This window comes from Sulfitobacter pacificus (assembly GCF_030159975.1).
In the GTDB taxonomy this organism is placed as follows: domain Bacteria; phylum Pseudomonadota; class Alphaproteobacteria; order Rhodobacterales; family Rhodobacteraceae; genus Sulfitobacter; species Sulfitobacter pacificus.
Map to the genome: position 1 here is coordinate 1 of NZ_BSNL01000025.1, position 20,986 is coordinate 20,986.

17 protein-coding genes are annotated in these 20,986 nt (G+C 57.4%); 9 read left to right on the forward strand and 8 right to left on the reverse strand.

Annotated features, from left to right (window positions below; all coding sequences use genetic code 11):
- The first annotated feature begins 135 nt into the window (after positions 1–135).
- A complete protein-coding gene (locus QQL78_RS21235) occupies positions 136–1,218 on the forward strand; it encodes a tyrosine-type recombinase/integrase (RefSeq protein ID WP_284377008.1) in 1,083 nt (360 codons plus the stop codon).
- A gap of 121 nt (positions 1,219–1,339) precedes the next feature.
- Positions 1,340–2,503 (forward strand): pyridoxal phosphate-dependent aminotransferase, encoded by a 1,164-nt coding sequence (locus tag QQL78_RS21240; protein ID WP_284376861.1) that lies wholly within the window; start codon positions 1,340–1,342, stop codon positions 2,501–2,503.
- A gap of 15 nt (positions 2,504–2,518) precedes the next feature.
- Here QQL78_RS21240 and QQL78_RS21245 read toward each other — a convergent pair whose 3' ends face one another.
- Positions 2,519–3,637 carry an aminotransferase class V-fold PLP-dependent enzyme gene (locus QQL78_RS21245; protein WP_284376863.1) on the reverse strand — a complete coding sequence of 373 codons (1,119 nt, stop codon included), beginning with the start codon at positions 3,635–3,637 and terminating at the stop codon, positions 2,519–2,521.
- An 11-nt stretch (positions 3,638–3,648) separates the two neighbouring features.
- Positions 3,649–4,650 (reverse strand): replication initiation protein, encoded by a 1,002-nt coding sequence (locus QQL78_RS21250; protein WP_284376865.1) that lies wholly within the window; start codon positions 4,648–4,650, stop codon positions 3,649–3,651.
- A 616-nt stretch (positions 4,651–5,266) separates the two neighbouring features.
- On the opposite strand from QQL78_RS21250, the gene QQL78_RS21255 reads away from it, so the two are divergent.
- Together QQL78_RS21255 and QQL78_RS21260 are read left to right on the forward strand one after the other, a co-directional pair.
- A complete protein-coding gene (locus QQL78_RS21255; RefSeq protein WP_284376867.1) occupies positions 5,267–6,469 on the forward strand; it encodes an AAA family ATPase in 1,203 nt (400 codons plus the stop codon).
- On the forward strand, positions 6,466–7,455 hold the full coding sequence (locus QQL78_RS21260; protein WP_284376869.1) for a ParB/RepB/Spo0J family partition protein: 990 nt from the start codon (positions 6,466–6,468) through the stop codon (positions 7,453–7,455). Before QQL78_RS21255 ends, QQL78_RS21260 begins: the two co-directional genes overlap by 4 nt.
- A gap of 158 nt (positions 7,456–7,613) precedes the next feature.
- On the opposite strand, the gene QQL78_RS21265 is transcribed toward QQL78_RS21260, so the two are convergent.
- From QQL78_RS21265 to QQL78_RS21290, 6 genes are all read right to left on the reverse strand, one after another.
- Entirely contained in the window at positions 7,614–8,408 is a 795-nt protein-coding gene (locus tag QQL78_RS21265) for an ATP-binding cassette domain-containing protein (RefSeq protein WP_284376870.1), read from the reverse strand.
- Entirely contained in the window at positions 8,405–9,274 is an 870-nt protein-coding gene (locus QQL78_RS21270) for an ABC transporter ATP-binding protein (RefSeq protein ID WP_284376872.1), read from the reverse strand. The genes QQL78_RS21265 and QQL78_RS21270 overlap by 4 nt, the downstream gene beginning before the upstream one ends.
- The gene (locus tag QQL78_RS21275; protein ID WP_284376875.1) at positions 9,271–10,122 is read right to left on the reverse strand and encodes an ABC transporter permease; all 852 of its coding nucleotides are present in this window, start codon (positions 10,120–10,122) and stop codon (positions 9,271–9,273) included. The genes QQL78_RS21270 and QQL78_RS21275 overlap by 4 nt, the downstream gene beginning before the upstream one ends.
- Positions 10,115–11,125 carry an ABC transporter permease gene (locus tag QQL78_RS21280; RefSeq protein WP_284376877.1) on the reverse strand — a complete coding sequence of 337 codons (1,011 nt, stop codon included), beginning with the start codon at positions 11,123–11,125 and terminating at the stop codon, positions 10,115–10,117. The genes QQL78_RS21275 and QQL78_RS21280 overlap by 8 nt, the downstream gene beginning before the upstream one ends.
- A 64-nt stretch (positions 11,126–11,189) precedes the next feature.
- Positions 11,190–12,716, reverse strand: a complete 1,527-nt coding sequence (locus QQL78_RS21285; protein WP_284376878.1) for an ABC transporter substrate-binding protein — start codon at positions 12,714–12,716, stop codon at positions 11,190–11,192.
- A 32-nt stretch (positions 12,717–12,748) separates the two neighbouring features.
- The gene (locus tag QQL78_RS21290; protein WP_284376880.1) at positions 12,749–14,317 is read right to left on the reverse strand and encodes a phytoene desaturase family protein; all 1,569 of its coding nucleotides are present in this window, start codon (positions 14,315–14,317) and stop codon (positions 12,749–12,751) included.
- A 110-nt stretch (positions 14,318–14,427) separates the two neighbouring features.
- Here QQL78_RS21290 and QQL78_RS21295 point away from each other — a divergent pair, with 110 nt between their 5' ends.
- Genes QQL78_RS21295 through QQL78_RS21315 form a run of 5 tightly spaced genes read left to right on the forward strand, consistent with a single transcriptional unit; the run spans position 14,428 to position 20,954 of the window.
- On the forward strand, positions 14,428–15,219 hold the full coding sequence (locus QQL78_RS21295; RefSeq protein WP_284376883.1) for a cyclase family protein: 792 nt from the start codon (positions 14,428–14,430) through the stop codon (positions 15,217–15,219).
- A gap of 4 nt (positions 15,220–15,223) precedes the next feature.
- Positions 15,224–16,786 carry a phytoene desaturase family protein gene (locus QQL78_RS21300; protein ID WP_284376884.1) on the forward strand — a complete coding sequence of 521 codons (1,563 nt, stop codon included), beginning with the start codon at positions 15,224–15,226 and terminating at the stop codon, positions 16,784–16,786.
- A complete protein-coding gene (locus QQL78_RS21305; protein WP_284376886.1) occupies positions 16,783–17,262 on the forward strand; it encodes a MarR family winged helix-turn-helix transcriptional regulator in 480 nt (159 codons plus the stop codon). The genes QQL78_RS21300 and QQL78_RS21305 overlap by 4 nt, the downstream gene beginning before the upstream one ends.
- Before the next feature lie 9 nt (positions 17,263–17,271).
- Positions 17,272–19,422 (forward strand): indolepyruvate ferredoxin oxidoreductase subunit alpha, encoded by a 2,151-nt coding sequence (locus tag QQL78_RS21310; protein WP_284376888.1) that lies wholly within the window; start codon positions 17,272–17,274, stop codon positions 19,420–19,422.
- On the forward strand, positions 19,419–20,954 hold the full coding sequence (locus QQL78_RS21315) for an indolepyruvate oxidoreductase subunit beta family protein (RefSeq protein WP_284376890.1): 1,536 nt from the start codon (positions 19,419–19,421) through the stop codon (positions 20,952–20,954). Before QQL78_RS21310 ends, QQL78_RS21315 begins: the two co-directional genes overlap by 4 nt.
- Positions 20,955–20,986: the final 32 nt, after the last annotated feature.

Below are 20,986 nucleotides of genomic sequence, written 5' to 3' on the forward strand. Positions count from 1 at the left end.
TAAGTGTCTTATGTCCGATAATGAAACTATAATCCGGGAATGAAACAAGAACATGAACACAATAATATCAATACGTTAGTGTCCACTCATGGAACAAGAACGACATCAGAAAACAGTAAGGCCTCCAGATCAAAGATGGCGAACAGACCCGTAGATAAAGGCGAAAGTGCGCCATTCCCGGATGAGGCGCTAAGGCTTCCCTCCCACGTCGCAAGTTCCCGCACGCTCGATCGCCTTGTTGATACAGCACGCGACTACGCGAAAGCTTCGACGGCAGAGAATACCAACAAGGCCTATGTGGCTGACTGGAAGCACTTCGCGCGTTGGTGCCGGATGAAAGGCGCTGAGCCGCTCCCCCCTTCCCCCGAAATGATCGGGCTCTATCTTGCCGATCTGGCTGCACCGGCGGGTGCCTCCCCGTCGGCGTCCCGCCCCCTATCGGTTGCAACCATCGATCGACGATTATCAGGACTGGTCTGGAACTACGCGCAGCGGGGATTCACCCTTGATCGGAAAAACCGCCATATCGCGACCGTGCTGACCGGGATCAAACGCAAGCATGGGCGCCCTCCCCAACAGAAAGAAGCGATCCTGCCCGAGGACATCCTTGCGATGGTCGCCACCTTGTCCTTCGATCTGCGTGGCCTTCGGGACCGGGCAATCCTGCTCACCGGCTATGCCGGGGGGCTTCGGCGCAGCGAAATTGTCAGCCTTGATGTTGGAAAGGATGACACGCCCGACAGCGGTGGTTGGATCGAGATCGTGGACGGCACGAATGGAGGGGGTGCCCTGCTTACGCTGAACGCCAAAACGGGCTGGCGTGAGGTTGAAATCGGCCGCGGATCGTCCGAGCAAACCTGCCCGGTGCATGCGCTGAAACAATGGCTGAATTTTGCCAAGATCGGCTTTGGGCCGACCTTTGTGCGGACCTCACGTGATGGAAAACGCGCATTGGCTACGCGGCTGAACGACAAACACGTCGCGCGGCTGATCAAGCAGACTGTGCTGGACGCAGGCATTCGATCAGACCTGCCCGAGAAAGAGCGCCTTGCCCTGTTCTCTGGTCATAGCTTGCGCGCAGGGCTCGCCAGTTCTGCCGAAGTGGATGAGCGCTATGTTCAAAAACACCTTGGACATGCGTCTGCCGAGATGACTCGTCGTTACCAACGCCGTCGTGACCGGTTTCGGGTAAATTTGACAAAGGTCGCAGGGCTTTAGACACCAGAACCCCGTTTAGCACTCGCAACAGGGTGTTGTCACAACCGCAACCTTGCCCTGCCCTTTCACATTTCCCTTGGATAGGTGTAGCCATGCACTTGCAACTTGCCAAGGAACACGCATGCCTATTCGCCCTGCCCGCCGCATCACCGACACCTCACCCAAAAATTTCGGAATGTTTGCCAAGGCTTTGGGCATGGAGGCGGATCTGATCCACCTTGAACTGGGCATGCCCGCCGAGGACACGCCGCAGCACATCAAAGACGCCACAATCGCCGCTCTTCAGGCTGGTCACGTGCATTACTCTGATCTGCAGGGCCTTCCCGAATTGCGCAGCGCCATCGCAGATCAACTGCGCCGCAAAAACGCGCTGGACCTGACAGCGGAAGAGGTGATCATCACCAACGGGCTGACCCAGGCTTCCTTTGCCGCTTTCATGGCCTTTCTGGATGCTGGCGATGAATGCCTGCTGCTTGCCCCCTTTTACCCGCAACATGTGGGCAAGGCCGAACTTGCCGGGGCCAAAGTGCGCATTGCCCCGCTGGATGCCAGCGACCGGTTCAGCATCAATCGCACCTTGATAGAGCCACATATCACCGCCGAAACCCGCGCTATTGCCCTGATCAACCCCTGCAATCCAACCGGACGTGTCTACAGCGGTCGGGAACTGCAAATCCTTGCCGAAATCGCGCAGGATCATGATTTGCTGGTGTTCTCAGACGAGGTTTATCAGGACATTACCTATGACGGTGCGCCCCACACTTCGATTGCGTCTCTGCCGGGCATGAAGGAACGCACCATCACTATGGGTGCCTTTACCAAATCACATGCGATGGACGGGTGGCGGCTGGGGTATATCGCTGCGGATGCCCGTCTGATCGGGCCCTGCCTCAAGATGACCAGCAGTGAGGTCACCCATGTGAATACATTTGTGCAACATGGTGCCTTGGCAGCGCTGACAGGCGACCCCGCGATCCTGTCCGGCATGATCGACCGCGACCGCGCGCGCCGCGACCTTGTGGTCGCGCGGTTGAACCAGATGCCCGGTGTGCATTGCGCCCCGGTTGAGGGTACAATCTATGCCTTTCCCGACATCACCGCCACCGGAATGACATCACAGGAATGCGCCGACCGGTTGCTGTATGAAACCGGTGTAGTGGTCGAGGCAGGCAGTTTCTACGGGGCTGCGGGCGAGGGCCATTTACGGGTCTGTTTCGGCTGCGCCGAGCTGCCCGTTCTGGAAGAGGCGATGATGCGCATGCAACGTTTCTTTAACAGCGTCTAGCGCAATTAACTGTCCCTAACTTAGGGTTTTTATTGCGGCAAACAATCGTTCCACATGATCCAGATTTGTCACATTCCCCGGTGACAGCCGCAAAATCCGCCCCCGCGCATCCACATGCAATTGCCGTTCACGCAGCCCGTTCACCAAACCCACAGGATCCACATCGGCAAGCAGTTCCAACATCACCGATCCGCCCCTGTGCGCAGGGTCAACCGGTGTCGCCACCTGCATATCCAGCTGTTGCGCCGCCTCCAGTATCGCTGCGGTCAGCTTGCGGTTATGTGCGAGTAACCCCTCTTGTCGTGCATGCCATTTCAATGCCGGAACCGAACCGACACAGGCCAGAACCGATGGCGTGCCATGTTCAAACCTTCGCGCATCCGGCGCATATTCAAATGCCTCCAGATCCCAGGAAAACGGGTTGTCCTGCGAAAACCACCCGCGCAGTTCCGGCTTTACCTCGGCCAGCAAATCCGCGCGCATCTGGATGATCCCGGCACCCGGTGTACCGCACAGCCATTTCAATGAGGTCGATACAACAAAATCCGCCGGTGTCTGGGCCAGCGAAAAGGGAATGATCCCAATACCCTGCGTCAGATCAACACCCACCAACGATCCCATCTTGTGACCATGTGCGATCATGGCATCCAGATCACAGCGGTGCGAAGAGGTTGAGGTCACAAAAGTCAGCAGCGCCAGCCCGACGCTTTCATCCCAGGCGGCCAGCATATCCTCATCCCGGACCCAGTATTCCCCTTGCCGCAGCGGCACGGTTTCAAGCGTATATCCCAGCCGCTCTGCCATCCCGTTCAACAGAAAATGCAAGGAGGGAAAGCAATCCGCCGCGATCAACACCTTCTTGCCCCGCAGGTGGCCCGCCGGCAGGCCACCCAATACGGAAAACAGCCCCGTTGTCACATTCTCGGCACTGGTCAATGTGCCCTCTGGTGCATCAATCAGGTCGCGCCAAAGATCCAGAAATACCGCCCGCTGCGCCAGAACATCAGGCCATTGGCTGTCATTCACGCCGCCCCAGATCTGCGAAAATCCGTCGAGCGCCACCGCCATATCTGTGGCTTTGTCAGGGTACATACCGATGGAATGGTAAAGGAAATAGCCAGCGTCATCCGTCATGAAATCAGTCTCTAAATAGGGTTGTTTTGCGCATAGGTTTTGAAGAATGCCAGATAGGCCTTGTCAGGGTCGCGGGCAGCAGGTTTACCGGCCGCCCACGCACGCCACTGCCCTTCAACGAAATAAATGTCGTATCCGGGATACCGCAGCTTGACCGTTTCATAGGTTTCCGACCGCAAGGCCGCCCCTTTCGCATCCAGCCAGCTTGGCCGCGGGCGCATGCTTTCGGCCTTGGCTCCGACCCGCTCCTTGCGGCCCACTTTGGAAAACTGCAATTCGCGTTCAACTTCCGCCTCGCCACCCGCATCCTTGCGCCACCAGCGCAACTCGATATGAGTCACCCGCCGCCCGGTTTTGATCGGTTCTACCTCAACCACAAAATCCGAGAGCACCGAAACCTCCTCTACCGCAGGATCAATCGCCCGCAGTTTCAGGTTCGACCAAGAGGTCAGCTTGCCCTTGGGCACCCCCAAGACACCGCGCATATCCTCCAGCGAAAATTTTTCCGATGACCGCCAGCGCAGATTGCCGCGTTTCTGCACCATCTCGTACAGCGTGAGCGCGTATTTCGACGACAATGCAAACATCACCTCGCGTTGTAGCCGCGCAAACACCGTGCTGTCCTTGATGATCCGGCGCAGCCGTTGCGGGATTTCATACTCCAGCAACCCGTCGCGCCGTGCGGTTTCAACGTTGCCGCCCAACAACTGCACCCGCTCAATCGCCGGCTCCCCGTCTCTCATGATCTGGATTTTGACAATAGAGGCCATCAAACGTTCAATCGAGGCCCCGACCCTATCGTTGGAATTATGCGATCCGCGCAGATCAGACTTGGCGATCACATGGGTCACGGGCTTTTCAATCGCGTCCCATGCGTTCTCCAGCAGCTGGTTATAAATACGCCGGTCGGCCAGCGTCAGCGGTGTGACCTCAACCAGATCCACCAGCTCTCCGGGTTTAACCAATGTCTGCGCATTGGGTCGTGCCTCAACTGTGCGATAGGCTTTGCTCATATCCTGCCTTACGTGCAAAACTTACTTTTGTTGTTTTCTGGGTGTAAGCTATCACAGGTGCAGGCTTCGGTCTATCACCCAATTTGTAAGCGTTAGATCAGGCGATTCTGCGCGAGTGATTCGTAAACCCTTGTTCCGCTAAGGAATATTACCACGTCAAACCCACTGCTTGGCAGCCACCCTAAAAGTAAGTCTTGGACCCCATCCAATCTGTAATACCAACCCTCCCTATCCGTAAGACAAGCGGCCCCGATAGGTAAGCCAAAACACCCCGAAAGGTAAGCATTAGGCTCTAATTCGCCAATGAAACATAGGGATTTATACGGATGAACACAGAACACTAAGAATCCAGAACCAAATGGGTGTTTTCGATTTGGGTTTTTAGGTATTCTGAGTCCGGTAGAAGCGAGGATTTTCCCATTTCAACCGAAACCTTACAAAACGGGTGCTACCAACGAATCTGCGCTATTATTTCATCGGCTATCGCAGAAAAATTCGCATCTTCTGCAATCCTTCCCCAATTTCCGACTTTTTAGCGTTCCCAGCTAAAATTTCACACTTGAGCCGCCCTGCTGAACAGTCCATGATTCGGGAAAACACATATCAGAGGCCCAGAATGCAGCAGCCCGTTCTTCCCCCCGTCACATTAACCGAACTTAGCAATCTCAGCGACCGTGCCAGTATCGTCATCGAAAGGCTGCGGGAACGCGTCTACGCCCCCGGCACTGCCAAATCGCTGGAACTGCGGTTCAACGTGCGCAAAGCCGCCGAAATGGTTGGTCGCAGTGACAAACTGATCCGCGATGCAGAGGCCGATGGCCGCTTGCCCGAGCCTGAGAAGGACGCAGAAACCAATAGGCGCACGGGGTATTCGCTGGCGCAGGTCAACACCATGCGCGAGGTGTTCGGCACCCTTCCCCATCGCAGTGCCGATGACCCGGCAATGGTTTTGGCAATCCAGAATTTCAAAGGCGGCGTCGGGAAGTCCACCATGGTCTGCCACCTTGCGCAATTTCTGGCGCTGAAGGGCTATCGTGTCTGTGTGATCGATTGCGACAGCCAGGCCAGTACCACCTCTATGTTTGGTCTGAACCCAGATGTGGACGTCGATGAAGATGACGACACGCTCTACCCGTTCTTTCGCCATGGTGGACCCTCCACCCTGAATTACGCCCTGCGCGCCACCTATTGGCCGGGCATTGCGCTGATCCCTGCCAACCTAGGGCTCTATGATGCAGAGTATGAATTTGCCGCCCGTATGGCGCGCGACAGCAGCTTTGTTCTGGATCGGTTGCGCGACGGGATAGAGTCTATCAAAGGGAATTTTGACGTTATTTTGATGGATCCGCCGCCTGCCCTTGGCATGCTGTCGCTCTCTGTTCTCAGGGCCGCCAATGCGCTGGTGATCCCTGCCCCGCCCAATAACATCGATTTTGGCTCCACCGCGCATTTCCTCAAGATGATGGGCGCAACGCTGGATGAACTGGCCCGTGCGGGCGGGGCGCGGGATTATTCATTTGTTAAAATTTTGGCAACCAAGATGAACGACGGGAAATCCGCCCATGTCGCGATCAAGCGGATGATGGAGGCGGTGTTTCCGATGGATATGTTAAGCGCTGTGCTGAAGGATTCTGCCGAGATCGACAATGCCGCTGCCAACCTCTCAACGGTTTATGAGCTGACCGGGGCAGGCACGCGGACAGAGACCCATAAACGCTGCCGGGCCTATCTGGATGCGGTGAATTCCGAGATTGAATTATTGATCCGCAAAACCTGGCCCAGCCACCACAGCGCCTTGCGCAAGGAGGGATTGTTATGAGCAAGAAACACGATGCAATTTTTGACGACGTGCTAAGCGGGCTGGACTCCCCTGCCCCCAATTCCGAACGCGCGGGTGCCCGTTTCCTGAAGCGTTCTACCTCGATTGGCGAGCGGATGACGGGTGAGCGACAGGAAAAGACCCTGCATCTGGTGGACCCTGCCCGGTGTCGCATGTGGGAACGTCACAACCGCGACTATGCGCTGCTGACCGAGGAGAATTGCCGCGATCTGATCGACGGGATCAAGGCGCAGGGCCAGCAGGAGTTTCCAGCCATTGTGCGGCGGCTGGACGGGTCGGACCACGACTTTGAGGTGATCTGTGGCGCGCGGCGGCACTATGCGGTCAGCTGGCTGCGGGCCAATAACTATCCGCAGTATCGCTATCTGGTTGAGGTGCGCGACCTGACTGATGAAGAGGCATTTCGTCTTGCCGATATCGAGAACCGCGACCGTGAAGACATCTCTGATTACGAGCGTGCGGTGGATTATGCAGAGGCGATCCGCCTCTATTACGGCGGCGCGCAAAAAGCGATGGCAGAGCGTTTGGAGGTCAGCCCGCCGTGGCTGTCGCGTTACCTCGTCTTGGCGAAAATGCCGGAGGAGATCCTGAATGCCTTCGCCAGCAAGCGTGACATCCGCGAGCGTCATGCCCGTGCATTGAAGCCGCTGCTCAGCAACCCGGAACAGGCCGCCGCGATCATGGAAGAAGCTGCATTCCTTGCCCAGACCCAAGCGCGGGCGGCATTGGGAAAAGGGGCTTATATCGACGCGCAGGATGTATTCAAGCGTTTGGTTGCTGTGGCCAAGCCAAAGGCGAAAGCCGCCAAAGTGAGCAGCGGCAAGATGTATTCCCGCAGCGCCGGTGAGCGTGGCATCATGGTGAAGAAACAGGGGCGTCAGGTGCATATGGCATTTGATGCTGATCTTTCTGACGCGTGTTTGCGGGCCGCTTTTGAGAACTATCTAAAGGCGCGCAAATCGTGAATTGCCCATGGGCAATTTTGGAATAACCATTTGAAAACAACGGCCTAAGAATTCGACATGCAAAAACGGCGCTGCCTTGTTCAATCAGGCAGCGCCGTTTTGTGTTTTGGTTAAGTGCATGTAATAGAATGGTTTTTCGGAAATTGCCCATGGGCAATTTATGCCCAGGGCTGATCCGGGTCGGGCAGGGGGATCGCCGCCAGCAGCTCTTGCGTATAGGCCGCTTTGGGGTTGTCAAACAGCGCTGCGGTTGTGCCTTCCTCAACGATCACACCGTGGTGCAGCACCAGAACGCGCGTACACAAGCGGCGAATAACCGAGAGATCATGGCTGACAAATGCCAGCGTTAGTCCCAATTCGCGCACCAGTTCTTCCAACAGATTCAGCACCTGTGCCTGCGAAGAAACATCCAGCCCCGAAACGATTTCATCGGCCAGAATAAAATCCGGGCGCAGGGCAATGGCGCGGGCGATACCAACGCGCTGACGCTGCCCACCGGAAAGCTCATGCGGGTAACGTTCGGCAAAGCTGCGGGGCAGGCCGACCATATCCAAGGCCTCGTTCACGCGGGCGGTCAGATTGTCCATCCCGTGAAGTTTGAGCGGCCCCGCGATGATGCCGCCGACTCTGCGGCGCGGATTCAGCGATGACATTGGATCCTGAAAGATCATCTGAAACCGTTGCCGCATTTCGCGTAGCGTGTCTTCGGAGGTTTGGGTGATGTCGGTCCCGTCAAACAGGATGGACCCGTCCGAGGGCTCCAGCAGGCGCAGCATGGCGCGCCCCAGCGTGGATTTCCCGGAGCCAGAGCCGCCAACAATGCCCAGTACCGCGCCCTTGGGCAGATCGAAGCTGAGCCCCTTTAACACCTCAATGCGTGGCGCTGGACCCAGCAGAGGCTTCTTGGTCATGTCGGGAAAGGACAGCCGCAGATCGCGGATTTCATACATCATAGACCGGCCCTCATGTCATGTTCGCGCACTTCCTGTTCGGTGGCGTCAATCACCGCCTGAGACACTGGCGTCAGGCTGCCGGTGGGGTCCGTATAGGTGGGTGTCGCGGCCAGCAGGGCGGCAGAGTAGGGGTGAATAGGCCGCGTGAAAAACCGCCGCATCCGGGCATCTTCGATGACCTTGCCTGCATAAAGGACCGACAGCGTGTCACAGGTTTTGGACACCACGCCAAGGTCATGGGTGACAAACAACAGGGCGGTGTTATGGCGTTGCTGCATTTCGGCGATCAGACGCAGGATCTGTTTTTGCACCGTCACATCCAGCGCCGTTGTTGGTTCATCCGCGATGATCAGCTTGGGTTCAGCGGCAAAGGCAGAGGCAATCAGAATACGCTGCCGCATCCCACCGGATAGCTCGTGCGGATAGCTTTGCATCACGCGTTTTGGGTCCGGGATATGCACCTCCCCCAACAGCTCAATCGCGCGGGCTTCTGCCGCGGATTTTTGCCAGCCAAGGATGTCTACCAGCCGCCGTGTGATTTGCGGACCGATGCGTTTGGAAGGATTCAGCGCGGTTAGCGGATCCTGTGGGATCAACGCGGCTTTTGCTCCGATAACCTTGCGCCGCTGCGCCGCAGGCAGGGTGTTCAGGTTCACACCATCCAGCCAGATTTCACCCGATGTGACCTGCAAGGCGCGGGGCAGGGTGCCCAGCACCGCCTTACCAATCATTGACTTGCCTGCCCCTGACTCCCCCACCAGTCCATGTACCTGCCCCGCTGTGACGTTGAGCGAAACAGAACGCAGGATCGGTATGCCGGCTTTCAAGCGCACATTCAGGTTCTTGATTTGCAGAAAACTATTCATCGCAGCACCGGATCAAAGCGGTCTTTCAACCCTTCGCCAAGTTGGCTGAAACTGAGGACTGTCAGGAACAGCGTGATCAGGGGAAACACCAGTACCCACCAGGCTTGATGCACCGAGGTGCGCCCCTCGGCGATCATGCCACCCCATGTCGGACTGTCGGTCGAGATGGACAGGTTTACGAAGCTCAGGATCGCCTCGACGATGACAGCAATCCCCATTTCCAGCGTCAGCAGGGCCACGATGGTAGGCAGTACATTGGGCAGGATTTCTGTCAGCATTGTGCCAAAACGTGTCCGTCCGGCAACCTGTGCGGAGGCGACATAATCCATCGCGCCCTGTGACATTGCCTCGGCGCGGATCACGCGGGCGAAACGGGTCCAGTCGATCACAACAATGGCGATGATGATCGAGATCAGGCCGGGCCCAAGAACCGCAATCAGAAGGATGGCGAATAGCACCGGAGGGAAGGCCATCCAGATGTCGACAAAGCGGCTGATGATCCGGTCAGGCCAGCCGCGGTAATATCCGGCAATCAACCCCAGCGTTGCGCCGACAAGGCAGGTCAGGCTGCCTGCGACAAATGCTACGATCAGTGCCAAACGCGCCCCATAGAGTATGCGGCTAAGGACATCGCGGCCCAACGAGTCAGTGCCGAGCAGATATCCCGGTTCTGCACCCGCCATCCAGAATGGGGGCATGCGTCCAAGGAAAAGGTCCTGCACCAGCGGGTCCTTGGGGGCGATGAGCGGCGCAGAGAGGGCCGCCAGCAGCAAAAGCGCAAGCCAGCCCCCGGAGAGCCACAGGCGCAGCCCGATGGGGCGGGTAACGTCGCCGCGCGCATCACGCATGGCGCAGCTTTGGATTTAGCAAGACGTAAAGCATATCAACAACCAGATTCACGATGGTAAAAAGCAGGGCAAAGAGGATCACAATGCCCTGTATCAGCGGCAGGTCGCGGTTGATCACCGCGTCGATGGCCATATTGCCAAGACCCTCATAGCTGAACAGACGTTCGATGATCACGGTGCCGCCAATCAGAAAGGTAAATTGCACCCCCACAAGCGTCAGCGTCGGTAGGATCGCATTTGGCAATGCCTCGCGCGTGATCACATGATTCTCGCCATAGCCCTTGGTGCGCGAGAGCGTCACATAATCAAGGTGCATGGTTTCCTTAAGAGACTGTTTTAAAAGCTGCGCGATGATCGCGGCCAGCGGGATGGCCAGGGCAAGCGCCGGCATGAACATATGGCCAACAAGATCGGCCAATACGTCAAAACGTAAACGTGCCAGCGCCTCGAACAGGTAAAAGTTCGTGGAAAAGTCGATATTTAGCGCCGGTGAGATCCGGCCCGAGATGTGAAATACCGGCCAAAGCACCCCAAAAAGTAAGATTAACACCAAGCCCCAAAGGAAATCGGGGATGGAAAGCGCCATGCCGGCGCTGACATCCACCGCTGCTTCGCCTTTGGTATCGCGAAATCGCGTGCCCATCAGTGCCATCGCCCCGCCGATCAGCACGGCAATGGTCAGGGCCACAATGGACAGCTCCAAAGTGGCGGGCAGGCGGCTGAGGACCAGACCGGCCACCGGCTGGCGGGTAGAAATCGAGGTGCCGAAATCCCCCTGCATCACACCGGAAAGCCAGATCACGAATTGCTGGAAAATGGATTTGTCGAACCCGTATTGTGCCTGTAATCGCGCAATGTCTGCATCGGTCGCACCGGGGGGCAGCATCATGGCGATGGGGTTGCCCGGGACAACGCGGATCACCACAAAAACAATCACTGCAACGCCAAATAGGGTCACAGCTGTGGTCAGCAGCCGGATTAGTATATTTCTGAGAACTGTCATGGAGCCCCGTCAAAAAAGGGCGGGGCTGGAGTTGTGCAGCCCCGCCAGTCACAGGAAGATCAGTTTATGAACGGGTCATCAGATACGGCAGCAATGCACCCGAGCGATGCGGCATCACAGTGACCCCGGCCGCATGCACGATGGGCTGTACATATTGCAGCAGCGGAATGACCTCGGCGTTTTCGGCAATGCTGCGGTCCACCTCTTTCCAGCCCGCAATGCGCTTGTCCTCATCGGCCTCACCCCACAGCGGCAGGATCTTGTTAAATGTCGCCTCGCCGTCCCAGACCGAATGCGGTGAGGGTCCAAACATGGCAAAGCCGGTTGAGGTTGTCGGATCACCCACCGAGTTGCCCCAGTTGTAAAAGGCCGCAGGGGCCAGTTGATCCGCGGCGCGCAGCTCAAAGTGTTTGGCGATTTCATAGACCTCAATCTCGGCCTCGATACCAACCTTGCGCCACAGCCCGACAATGGCCTGCACCATTTCGTAATCCTTGGGTTTGAACCCTTTAGTGGTCTGGATTTTGAACTTCACCGGATTGTCAGTGCTATAGCCACTTTCGGCCAGCAGCTTCTTGGACAGCTCCGGGTCGTAGGCAACCGTGATACTGTCATCAAAGGCCACGTAATCCGGTGTTTGCAGGGTGTCGATTGGCACGCCGTAGCCGGACAACAGACGGGCAACGATCAATTGCTTGTCAATCGCATGTGCAGCCGCTTTGCGCACATTAGGGTCTGTCATCACCTCGATATCGTTCAGGAAAATCATCCCGATGTCAGAGATCGGTTCGGCCAGTCCCTCGAGCCCGTCCTTTGCTTTCAGGCGGTCAAATTCCTCGTAAGGGATTTCCAGCGTGACATGGGAGTTGCCGGATTCCACCTCGGCCACACGTGACGCCGCATCGGTCACAAATTTGATGGTGACGGTTTTGAATTCCGGCGCGCCACCCCAGTAGTTTTCATTGGCCTTGAGGCGCACAAAAGCGTTGCGTTCGAATTTCTCGACCATATAGGGGCCTGTGCCGATTGGCGCCGCCTCAAACCCTTCAGCGCCCACTTCCTCATAGTATTTCTTCGGCATCACATAGCCGGTCAGGAAGGACATCCATTTAAAGAAGGTTGGTTCAAATTCCGGCATATCCGCAGTCACGCGGTTTCCGTCTGCCTTGATATTGGTAATCTTGCCCCAGATGAACTGGATCGGGCTGCCGGTGTCCGGGTTGGCGACACGGGCTAGTGACCATGCAACATCTTCTGCCGTCAAAGGATCGCCATTGTGCCATGTGACGCCTTCGCGCACATCCATCCAGATGGATTTATTCCCCTCACCCCAGCCATAGTCGGTGATGATGCCAGAGCCAAATGTCAGATCGGGGTTTTGTGGAATAAACAGATCAAACACCGATTGATAGAACCCTTGAATGGTCGGGTTCACCGCAGACAGGCCCACGGTTGGGTCCCAGCTGGGCAGGTTGACGTTATAGGCGATGATCAATTCGTCGATTGCCTGGGCAAAGGTCGGCAGGCCAACGGTGGCAAATGCCGCAGCGGCGGCAGTGGTTCTCAAAAGGCTTCTTCTGGACAGTTTCATCTGGATTCTCCCTTATCCGTTTCTGATTTTGTTCAACTTCCGGCTAATTTCTTGGCGAGCAGCGTCCCCGATCCTGCGCCTGTGCCCGCACCGGGCCAGACGGCGGCCCCGGTGTGGTAAAGATTTCTTAAAGGTGTGGTCCCGTCGGCATATCCACGTGCGGGACGGTTCATAAAATGTTGGTGTAAATGATGGCTGCCGCAGACCTGATCCCCGCCCACGAGGTTGGGGTTGTCGGCCTCCAGCATGTCGGGTGTGACGATATGTTGGCCAAGGATCTTGTTGCGTGTTCCCGGCGCGTAGCGTTCCAGAATATCAAGCGCGCGATCGGCAAAAGGTTCTGCGGCGTCCTGCCAGTTTTTGTCAGCAATGGTGCCGCCAGCGTCACCTTTGATCTGGCCCGGTGCCATACGCACCTGCAACCACAGTACATGTTTGCCCGCCGGGGCGCGTGAGGGGTCAACCACTGAGGGCTGACCACAGACAATCACCGGTTCATCAGGCAGCAGACCCGCCTTGGCCTGCGCATAGGTGCGCGCCATTTGGTCAACCGACGGGGCAATATGCACATAGGCAAACCGTTTGAGTTCCGGCGCGGTCCAGTCGGGCAGGGCGTCCATGGCAAGATGGATCATCATGGTGCCCGGCGCGTGCTGATATTGCGCCATCGCGCTGTCATGACGTGGGTCGTCAGTGCCGCCGGTCAGCTTGAGCAGCGCAGCAGGCGAGACATTGGCGATCACCGCTTTTTCCGCTTCGATCAATTTGCCGTCTTTCAGAATGATGCCAAAGGCACGACCGGCGGCGTGTTTGATACCTGTCACCTTGGCATTGCAATGCACCGACCCGCCGCGCGCTTCGATCATACGGACCATGGCATTGGTCATCGTGTCCGCTCCGCCCTGTCCCAACACCATGCCAAAGGCCTGACCAGCCATCGCTTCGAGATAGGGGAACACCGCGCCGCCGGCGATGTCGGGCGCGAAATCAAGGTGCATGCCCCATGCGGCAAGGGTTGCTTTCACGTGGTCGGATTCGAAGGTCTGATCCAGCCATGCGCGGGGCGACATCATCAAGAATCGGGCAAGATCAAGGGTGCCGCCGGACCCTTGTTTGCGCCATGTCTTCCAACCCAGCGTTGAAATGGCCCGCAGGTTCATTGGTGACCCAAGCACCGCGAAAACCGATTCGGCTGTGTCGGGGAATTGACGGGTCAATTCGGTCCAGGCGTCGGCATCAGCGTTTGAAAACCCGCGCACTCGCGCGGTTGTCAGATCCGCATCATTGGAGATGCCCAACCAACGTCCATCCGGAAAGACCGAAGCAAAGGGATTGCCCGTTGGCGCAAAGCCCAACCCATGTTTGGCGAGTTCTTCAGCGTTTTCAGTATGAAAGGCGGATCCGGCAAACAAGGACAGGTTCATCGCTGCCCAGTCATGGCGAAATCCCGGCAATGTATATGCCCCGGTTTTTACCGCGCCGCCGGGCTGATCAGCCTGTTCGTAAACGGCAACTTTCCAGCCGCGTGCGGATAAATGGCACGCACAGGCCAGTGAATTATGACCCGCTCCGATGATGACTGCGTCTGGCTTGATCGACATCTTTCTTGCATCCCCCGTGACAAGATAATTGCAAACGCATGTAATTTTGTCTAGCTTTGATTCAGGATGCAACTGCGAGGCGAACTCGCACATTTCAGGGGGAGAATGAAATGAATGGATCAGATGTAGTGGGAAATCTGGGGGCGATGCTGCTCTCTGGTGGGGTTGAGGTTGTTGACCTGACAGGCGTTTTGGGACCGGAAACGCCGATCATTCAACTGCCTGCGGATTTCGCCAAGGCCACACCAAAGGTCGAGATTCACAAGATCAGTGAATATGACAATGACGGCCCGTTTTTTGCATGGAACTGGATGGTGCTGGGCGAACATTCCGGCACGCATTTTGATGCGCCGCATCATTGGATCACCGGCAAGGATCACGCGGACGGGTATACTGACAAGCTGGATGTTCAGCGGTTGGTGGCCCCGGTGAACGTGATCGATTGTTCCGAAGAAAGCGCCAAGAACGAGGATTTCCTGTTGACCGCTGATGGCGTGAAAGCATGGGAAAAAGAACACGGCGAGATTGGTGAAGGCGAATGGGTGGTGATGCGCACCGACTGGGATTCGCGTGTGGAGGATGAAGGGAAATTCCTGAATGCGGATGAGAATGGCCCGCATTCCCCCGGTCCAACACCGGATTGCATTGAATATCTGCTGAGCAAAAAGATCGTTGGTTGGGGCACGCAATGTATCGGCACCGATGCGGGGCAGGCCGGTGGGATGGAACCGCCTTATCCGGCGCATAACCTGTTGCACCGCGACAATTGCTTTGGGCTGGCCTCTTTGACCAACCTGTCGAAACTGCCGGCCAAAGGTGCGGTGTTGATTGCCGCCCCTTTGAAGATCAAGGATGGCACCGGTTCACCCATCCGGGCGCTGGCTTTGGTTCCCAAGGCCTAAGCCGGTGGCCGCGTTTGATCATGTGATAATCGGGTCGGGCATCAATGCCCTGGTGGCCGCCGCGTTGCTGTCGCGCAAAGGCGATAGCGTCCTGGTGGTTGAACGCGAGGACCGCATTGGCGGTTGTATGTACACCTCGGATGCGGTGACGTGTCCGGGGTTTCATCACGATGTGATGGCCGCAACCTTTGTTTTGTTCCTGACCAGCCCGGCCTATGCGGCGCTGGCCGAGGATCTGGGTAAACATGGGTTGGCGTTTTGTCATAGCCCGCATCCCACTGCCGTTTTGCGCCCCGGCGGGTCAGCCCTTGTTCTGGGTATGGACCGTGCGGCAAATATCGCAGCCTTTAATACGCGCGGGGCAGGGGACGGTGATCAGCACGGTCGCGATGTCGGCGCGATTGAGGCGGATGCGGAATTTCTGTTTGCGCTGCTGGGGCAGCCCCTGTGGTCACGCCAGACGATGACCCTTTTGGCGAAACAGGCGTGGAAAAAGGGGCTTGGCCCGTTGAAAGCATGGTTTGGCGAGGCGATGGAACCCTCGCGCGGCTGGCTTGAAACGCGCTATGGCTCAGCGGATGTTCAGGCGCTTTGGGCGGCATGGGTGCTGCATGTCGGGCTGACACCAGAGGCGACCTATGGTGGACAAATGTCGCGGGTCATTGCCTTTGCTTTGGAGGCGGCAGGCGCACCTGTGGTCAAAGGCGGGGCAGGGCAGGCGGCTGCGGCATTCCGGTCGTTGGTTGAGGCCAACGGTGGCATTCTGCGCACAGGTGTCGAAGCAACCAAGATCATCGTGGAAAACGGAAAAGCCGTCGGAATAGAGACTGCACAGGCGGAGAGGATTCTGGCAAGGAACGTGATTGCCAGTACTGCGCCGGGGCAGCTTTATGAGGGGTTGCTCGCTGGCGGGTCGTCGCCGGAAACCGCCAAGAAATACCGCCACGGGCGGGGGAATTTCCAATTGCATTACGCGTTGGACGGGCCGGTTGAATGGGAGGCTGCAGGGCTGGAAGATGTGGCCCTGATTCATCTGACCGATGGCATCGATGCAGTGTCGAAATCCAGCAATGAGGCAGAGCGCGGGATGTTGCCTGTGGTGCCAACGATATGTGTGGGACAGCCGGACCGGCTTGACCCCAGCCGCTGCCCCGAGGGTAAGGCGATCCTTTGGCTACAGATCCCTGATGCGCCGACTGTGATTAAAGGCGATGCCGCATGCGAGATCGAGACAGTGCCGGCGTGGAGTGAAGCGATGCGCGAGGCATTTGCCGACCGGATTGAGGGTGTCCTGTCCAAACACATCAAGAACTGGGACAAGATCAAACTTGCCCGGCGGGCCTATTCGCCGCGCGATCTGGAACAGATGAATGTGAATCTGGTGGGAGGTGATCCCTATGGCGGTGTCTGTACTTTGGATCAGTTTTTTGTCTGGCGCCCGGTTGCCGGTCAGGTCAATAACGGTACGCCGGTCAAGAACCTCTATCATATAGGAGCTTCGACGCACCCGGGGCCGGGGTTGGGCGGCGGTTCGGGGCTTAACGTTGCAAAAGGACTGGGTGGATGAACAAACCCCTTAGCACAGGCACGGCCACACCAGACCTTGCCGAAATCGGACTTGAGAATTTTGCGCCCTATCTGATGAACCGGATCATGGGGCGGTATAACGCATCGATGTCCAGCGAAATGGCAGAGCAGGGTTTGACCACACCGCAGATGCGTTCGCTTGCGGTTTTGTCGGTGATCGACGGTATTCTGATCCGTGAACTGGCGGTGTATGCGGTTGTGCAGCAATCGACCCTAAGCCGTGCATTAGACACGCTGGACCTGAACGGATTGATCCGGCGCGAGACCGATCAGCACGACAGCCGCGCAACGCGGGTGTTTATTACCGATGCTGGACGCGAAGTTAATGGGCGGCTTTGGCCGCATATGTCTGCGTCTTATGACGCGATGTTCAAAGGCATTGATGACGCAGAAAAACGCGCCTTTGTCAGCACGTTGCAAACCATGCTGCGCAACATCCGCCAGCACGATTTCTAAGGAGCGAAAATGGCTGAACGTTCATTCAAGGCCGAGGTGGAACACCTGCGCAAAGGCGACGGCGACGTCTTTACCGGCGAGGGGATTCTGGCGATCACCAAGGCATTGTTGGAAAACGGTGTGGGCTATGTTGGCGGCTATCAGGGCGCGCCGATTTCGCATTTGATGGATGTTCTGGCCGATGCTGAAGAGCTGATGGGTGAGTTGGGTGTGCGGTTCGAGGCCAATGCCTCGGAAGCCGCGGCGGCGGCGATGCTGGCGGCATCTGTGCATTATCCGATCCGCGGCGCGGTGACGTTCAAGGGGCCGGTTGGGGTAAACGTGGCCTCTGATGCCTTGGCAAACCTGTGTTCCAGTGGGGTGAACGGCGGTGCTTTGGTGATTGTCGGTGAGGACTATGGTGAAGGGTCCTCGATCATGCAGGAACGCAGCCACGGATTTGCAATGAAATCGCAGTTCTGGATGCTGGACCCGCGCCCGAATCTGCCTTCGATCACCAAGGCGGTGAAAGACGGATTTGAGTTGAGCGAGGCCAGCAATACGCCGGTGATGTTGATGGTGCGGATCAGATCCTGCCATGTGACGGGCAGTTTCGCGACCCGCGATAATGTGCCGCCGCCGCTGACGGTCAAAGATGCCATCGCCAACCCGCAGTCCGATTTCAACCGGGTGGTGCTGCCGCCGATGTCCTACGTGCATGAGCAAGATAAGATCAAAAACCGCTGGCCCGCCGCCGAGAAATTCATCGTTGAAAACAAGTTGAACGAGGTGTTCGGGCCAGAAAAGGCCAAGCTCGGCATCGTCGTGCAGGGCGGTATGTATAATGGTTTGATCCGCGCCTTGCAGCGGCTTGGGTTGGCGGATGTGTTTGGCAATACCGAGGTGCCGATTTACTGTCTGAATGTCACTTACCCCATTGTTAGAGACGAGTTTGATGCTTTTTGCGAAGGCAAGGATCACGTGATGATTGTCGAGGAAGGGCAGCCAGATCACATCGAACAACAGTTGGGGTCATACCTTTATAAAGCGGGTCGGCGGCTGAAGCTTTACGGCAAGGATGTTTTGCCAATGGCGGGGGAATATACCGGTCAGGTGATGCTGGATGGGGTGACGGCGTTTTTGAAATCTGCGGCACCCGATATGTTGCCCGGTCAGGTTCGCGCCCCGAATGTGGAGGCACCGGCGATCCCGGACCTGAGCAAAACTGTGCCAATCCGCCCACCGGGGTTTTGCACCGGCTGTCCCGAACGGCCGATTTTCGCCGGGATGAAACTGGTCGAACAGGAGTTGGGCAAACATCAGATCACCGGTGACATCGGGTGCCATTTGTTCGGCTCATTGCCGCCGTTTGAAATTGGCGGCGCAACCATGGGATACGGGCTTGGCCCGGCGGCGAATGCGGCCTTTGACGGGGGCGGTGAACGTCGCGCCATTTCGATGCTGGGTGATGGTGGGTTCTGGCACAACGGGCTGAGCTCCTCGATCGGGAACATGGTGTTCAACAAGTCCGACAATGTGGTGGTGATCGTCGATAATTATTATTCCGCTGCAACGGGCGGACAGGATGTTCTGTCGAGCCGTGCGCAGAATGACACCAAATCCACCGGCAATCCGATCAAGGAAGCGTTGAAAGGTGTTGGCGTCGAATGGATTCGCCAGATTGATCACACTTATGATGTGGGCCATGTGCGCGATACGGTGCGCGAGGCGCTGACGACGGATTTCAAAGGGCCGAAGGTGATTGTCGCCTCTTCCGAATGTATGCTGAACAAGCAACGGCGCGAGAAACCCATTCGCAATAAGGCGATCAAGGAAGGGCGGCGCGTGGATGTGCCACGCTTTGGTGTGGACAGTGATGTCTGCACCGGGGATCACGCCTGTATCCGGCTGTCGGGCTGTCCGTCCTTATCGTTAAAGCGTCTGGATGATCCGCTGCGCGATGATCCGATTGCGCATATTGATCAGACCTGTGTCGGCTGCGGCAACTGCGGCGAAGTTGCGGATGCGGCGGTTTTGTGCCCGTCGTTTTACCGTGCGGATGTGGTCCATAATCCCAGCGGGTTTGAGACATGGCGCGCTGGCTTGCGCAGCAAGATCATCGGTTGGCTGCAAACCCGCCGTGATGGCAAACGCCTGCGGTTGGAAGGGGTGATGCAATGAATATGGTCTTGCCACAAAAGGCCCCCGATGCGCGCACGGGCCAGATCATAAAACTGGTGATCATGGCCGTGGGCGGGCAGGGCGGTGGGGTGCTGACCAGCTGGATCGAAGCGGTGGCACGTGCCCAAGGGTATACCTGTCAGGCGACCAGTGTGGCGGGGGTGTCGCAACGCACCGGCGCCACGGTCTATTACGTCGAGATGATGGCGGCGGCGGATCAGGAACCGGTTTACGCGCTGGCCCCGTCGGCGGGGGATGTTGATATCCTGATCGCCTCTGAAATGATGGAAGTGGGCCGTTCGATCATGCGCGGATTTGTGACGCCGGACCGCACGGTACTGATCGGGTCAACCCATCGGGCCTTGGCCGTGTCGGAAAAGATGGCACCGGGGGATGGCATCGCTGATGCGGATGAGGTGATCGCAGCGGCAGAGGTTGCGGCGCAACAGCTCATCCTTGCCGATATGGACCATCTGGCGGTGGCGCAAGGGTCGGTCATTTCCTCCAGCCTGTTTGGTGCGCTTGCGGGGTCCGGTGCCCTGCCGTTTCCGCGAGAGGCGTTTGAAGAGGCGATCCGGGCCAGTGGCAAGGGCGTAGATGCCTCTTTGCGGGCGTTTGCCGCCGGATTCGATGTGGCTCTAAATGGTGTTTCAGAGACAGAGATTGAAGCCAAAGCCAGCGCCCCTGTCCTTCAGGGGCCGACAGAGGAATTAGTGGTCTGGCAAGGTTTGACAGCACGGGTTGATGCCTTGCCCGCGCCGGTACAGGACATGGCCCTGGCCGGATTGACCAAAGTTGTCGATTTTCAGGATTGCACCTATGGGGCCAGCTATCTTGACCGGCTGGCCACGGTAATTGCCCGTGACAGTGCAGAGCAAGATTGGACGCTGAGCGCCACAGCGGCGAAATATATCGCCAATGCCATGGCCTATGACGACATCATTCGGGTGGCTGACCTGAAATCGCGCGCCCCGCGTCTGAGCCGCATTCGGCAGGAAATGGGTGCCAAGGAGGCCAATCTGGTTGAGCTGACGGAGTTCTTTCATCCCCGCGCAGAGGAAGTGGCCAGCCTGATGCCGGCGCGTATGGGCGCGAAATGGGAAGCGAACCCAAAACGTATGGCGCTGTTGGGCCGGTTGTTTGGCAAAGGGCGGCGGTTGCGCACCCATACGCTGCGCGCGTTTTTGATGTTGCATGTTCTGGGTGGGCTGAAGGGCTATCGGTTGAAGACCCGGCGGCATCAGGTTGAGGTGGCGCATCTGGATGGTTGGCTGAATGATTGCATTGACATGGTGGCGCGGGATTATGCGCTGGCGGTAGAGCTGCTGAAAAACCGGCGGTTAGTCAAAGGTTACTCCGACACCCATGCACGAGGCTTGAGTAAATTCGGCAGTGTCATGGGGGCGGCGCAGTTGTTGCAGGGCAGAGAAGATGCGGCAGCCTGGATGAACCGCCTGCGCGAAGCGGCGCTGCAAGACCCGGACGGCAAAGCGCTGGATGGCGCTTTGCGCACGTTACGTAGTTTTGTCTGAAGCACTGCTGTAACGGGCAGGCAAATGTTGTA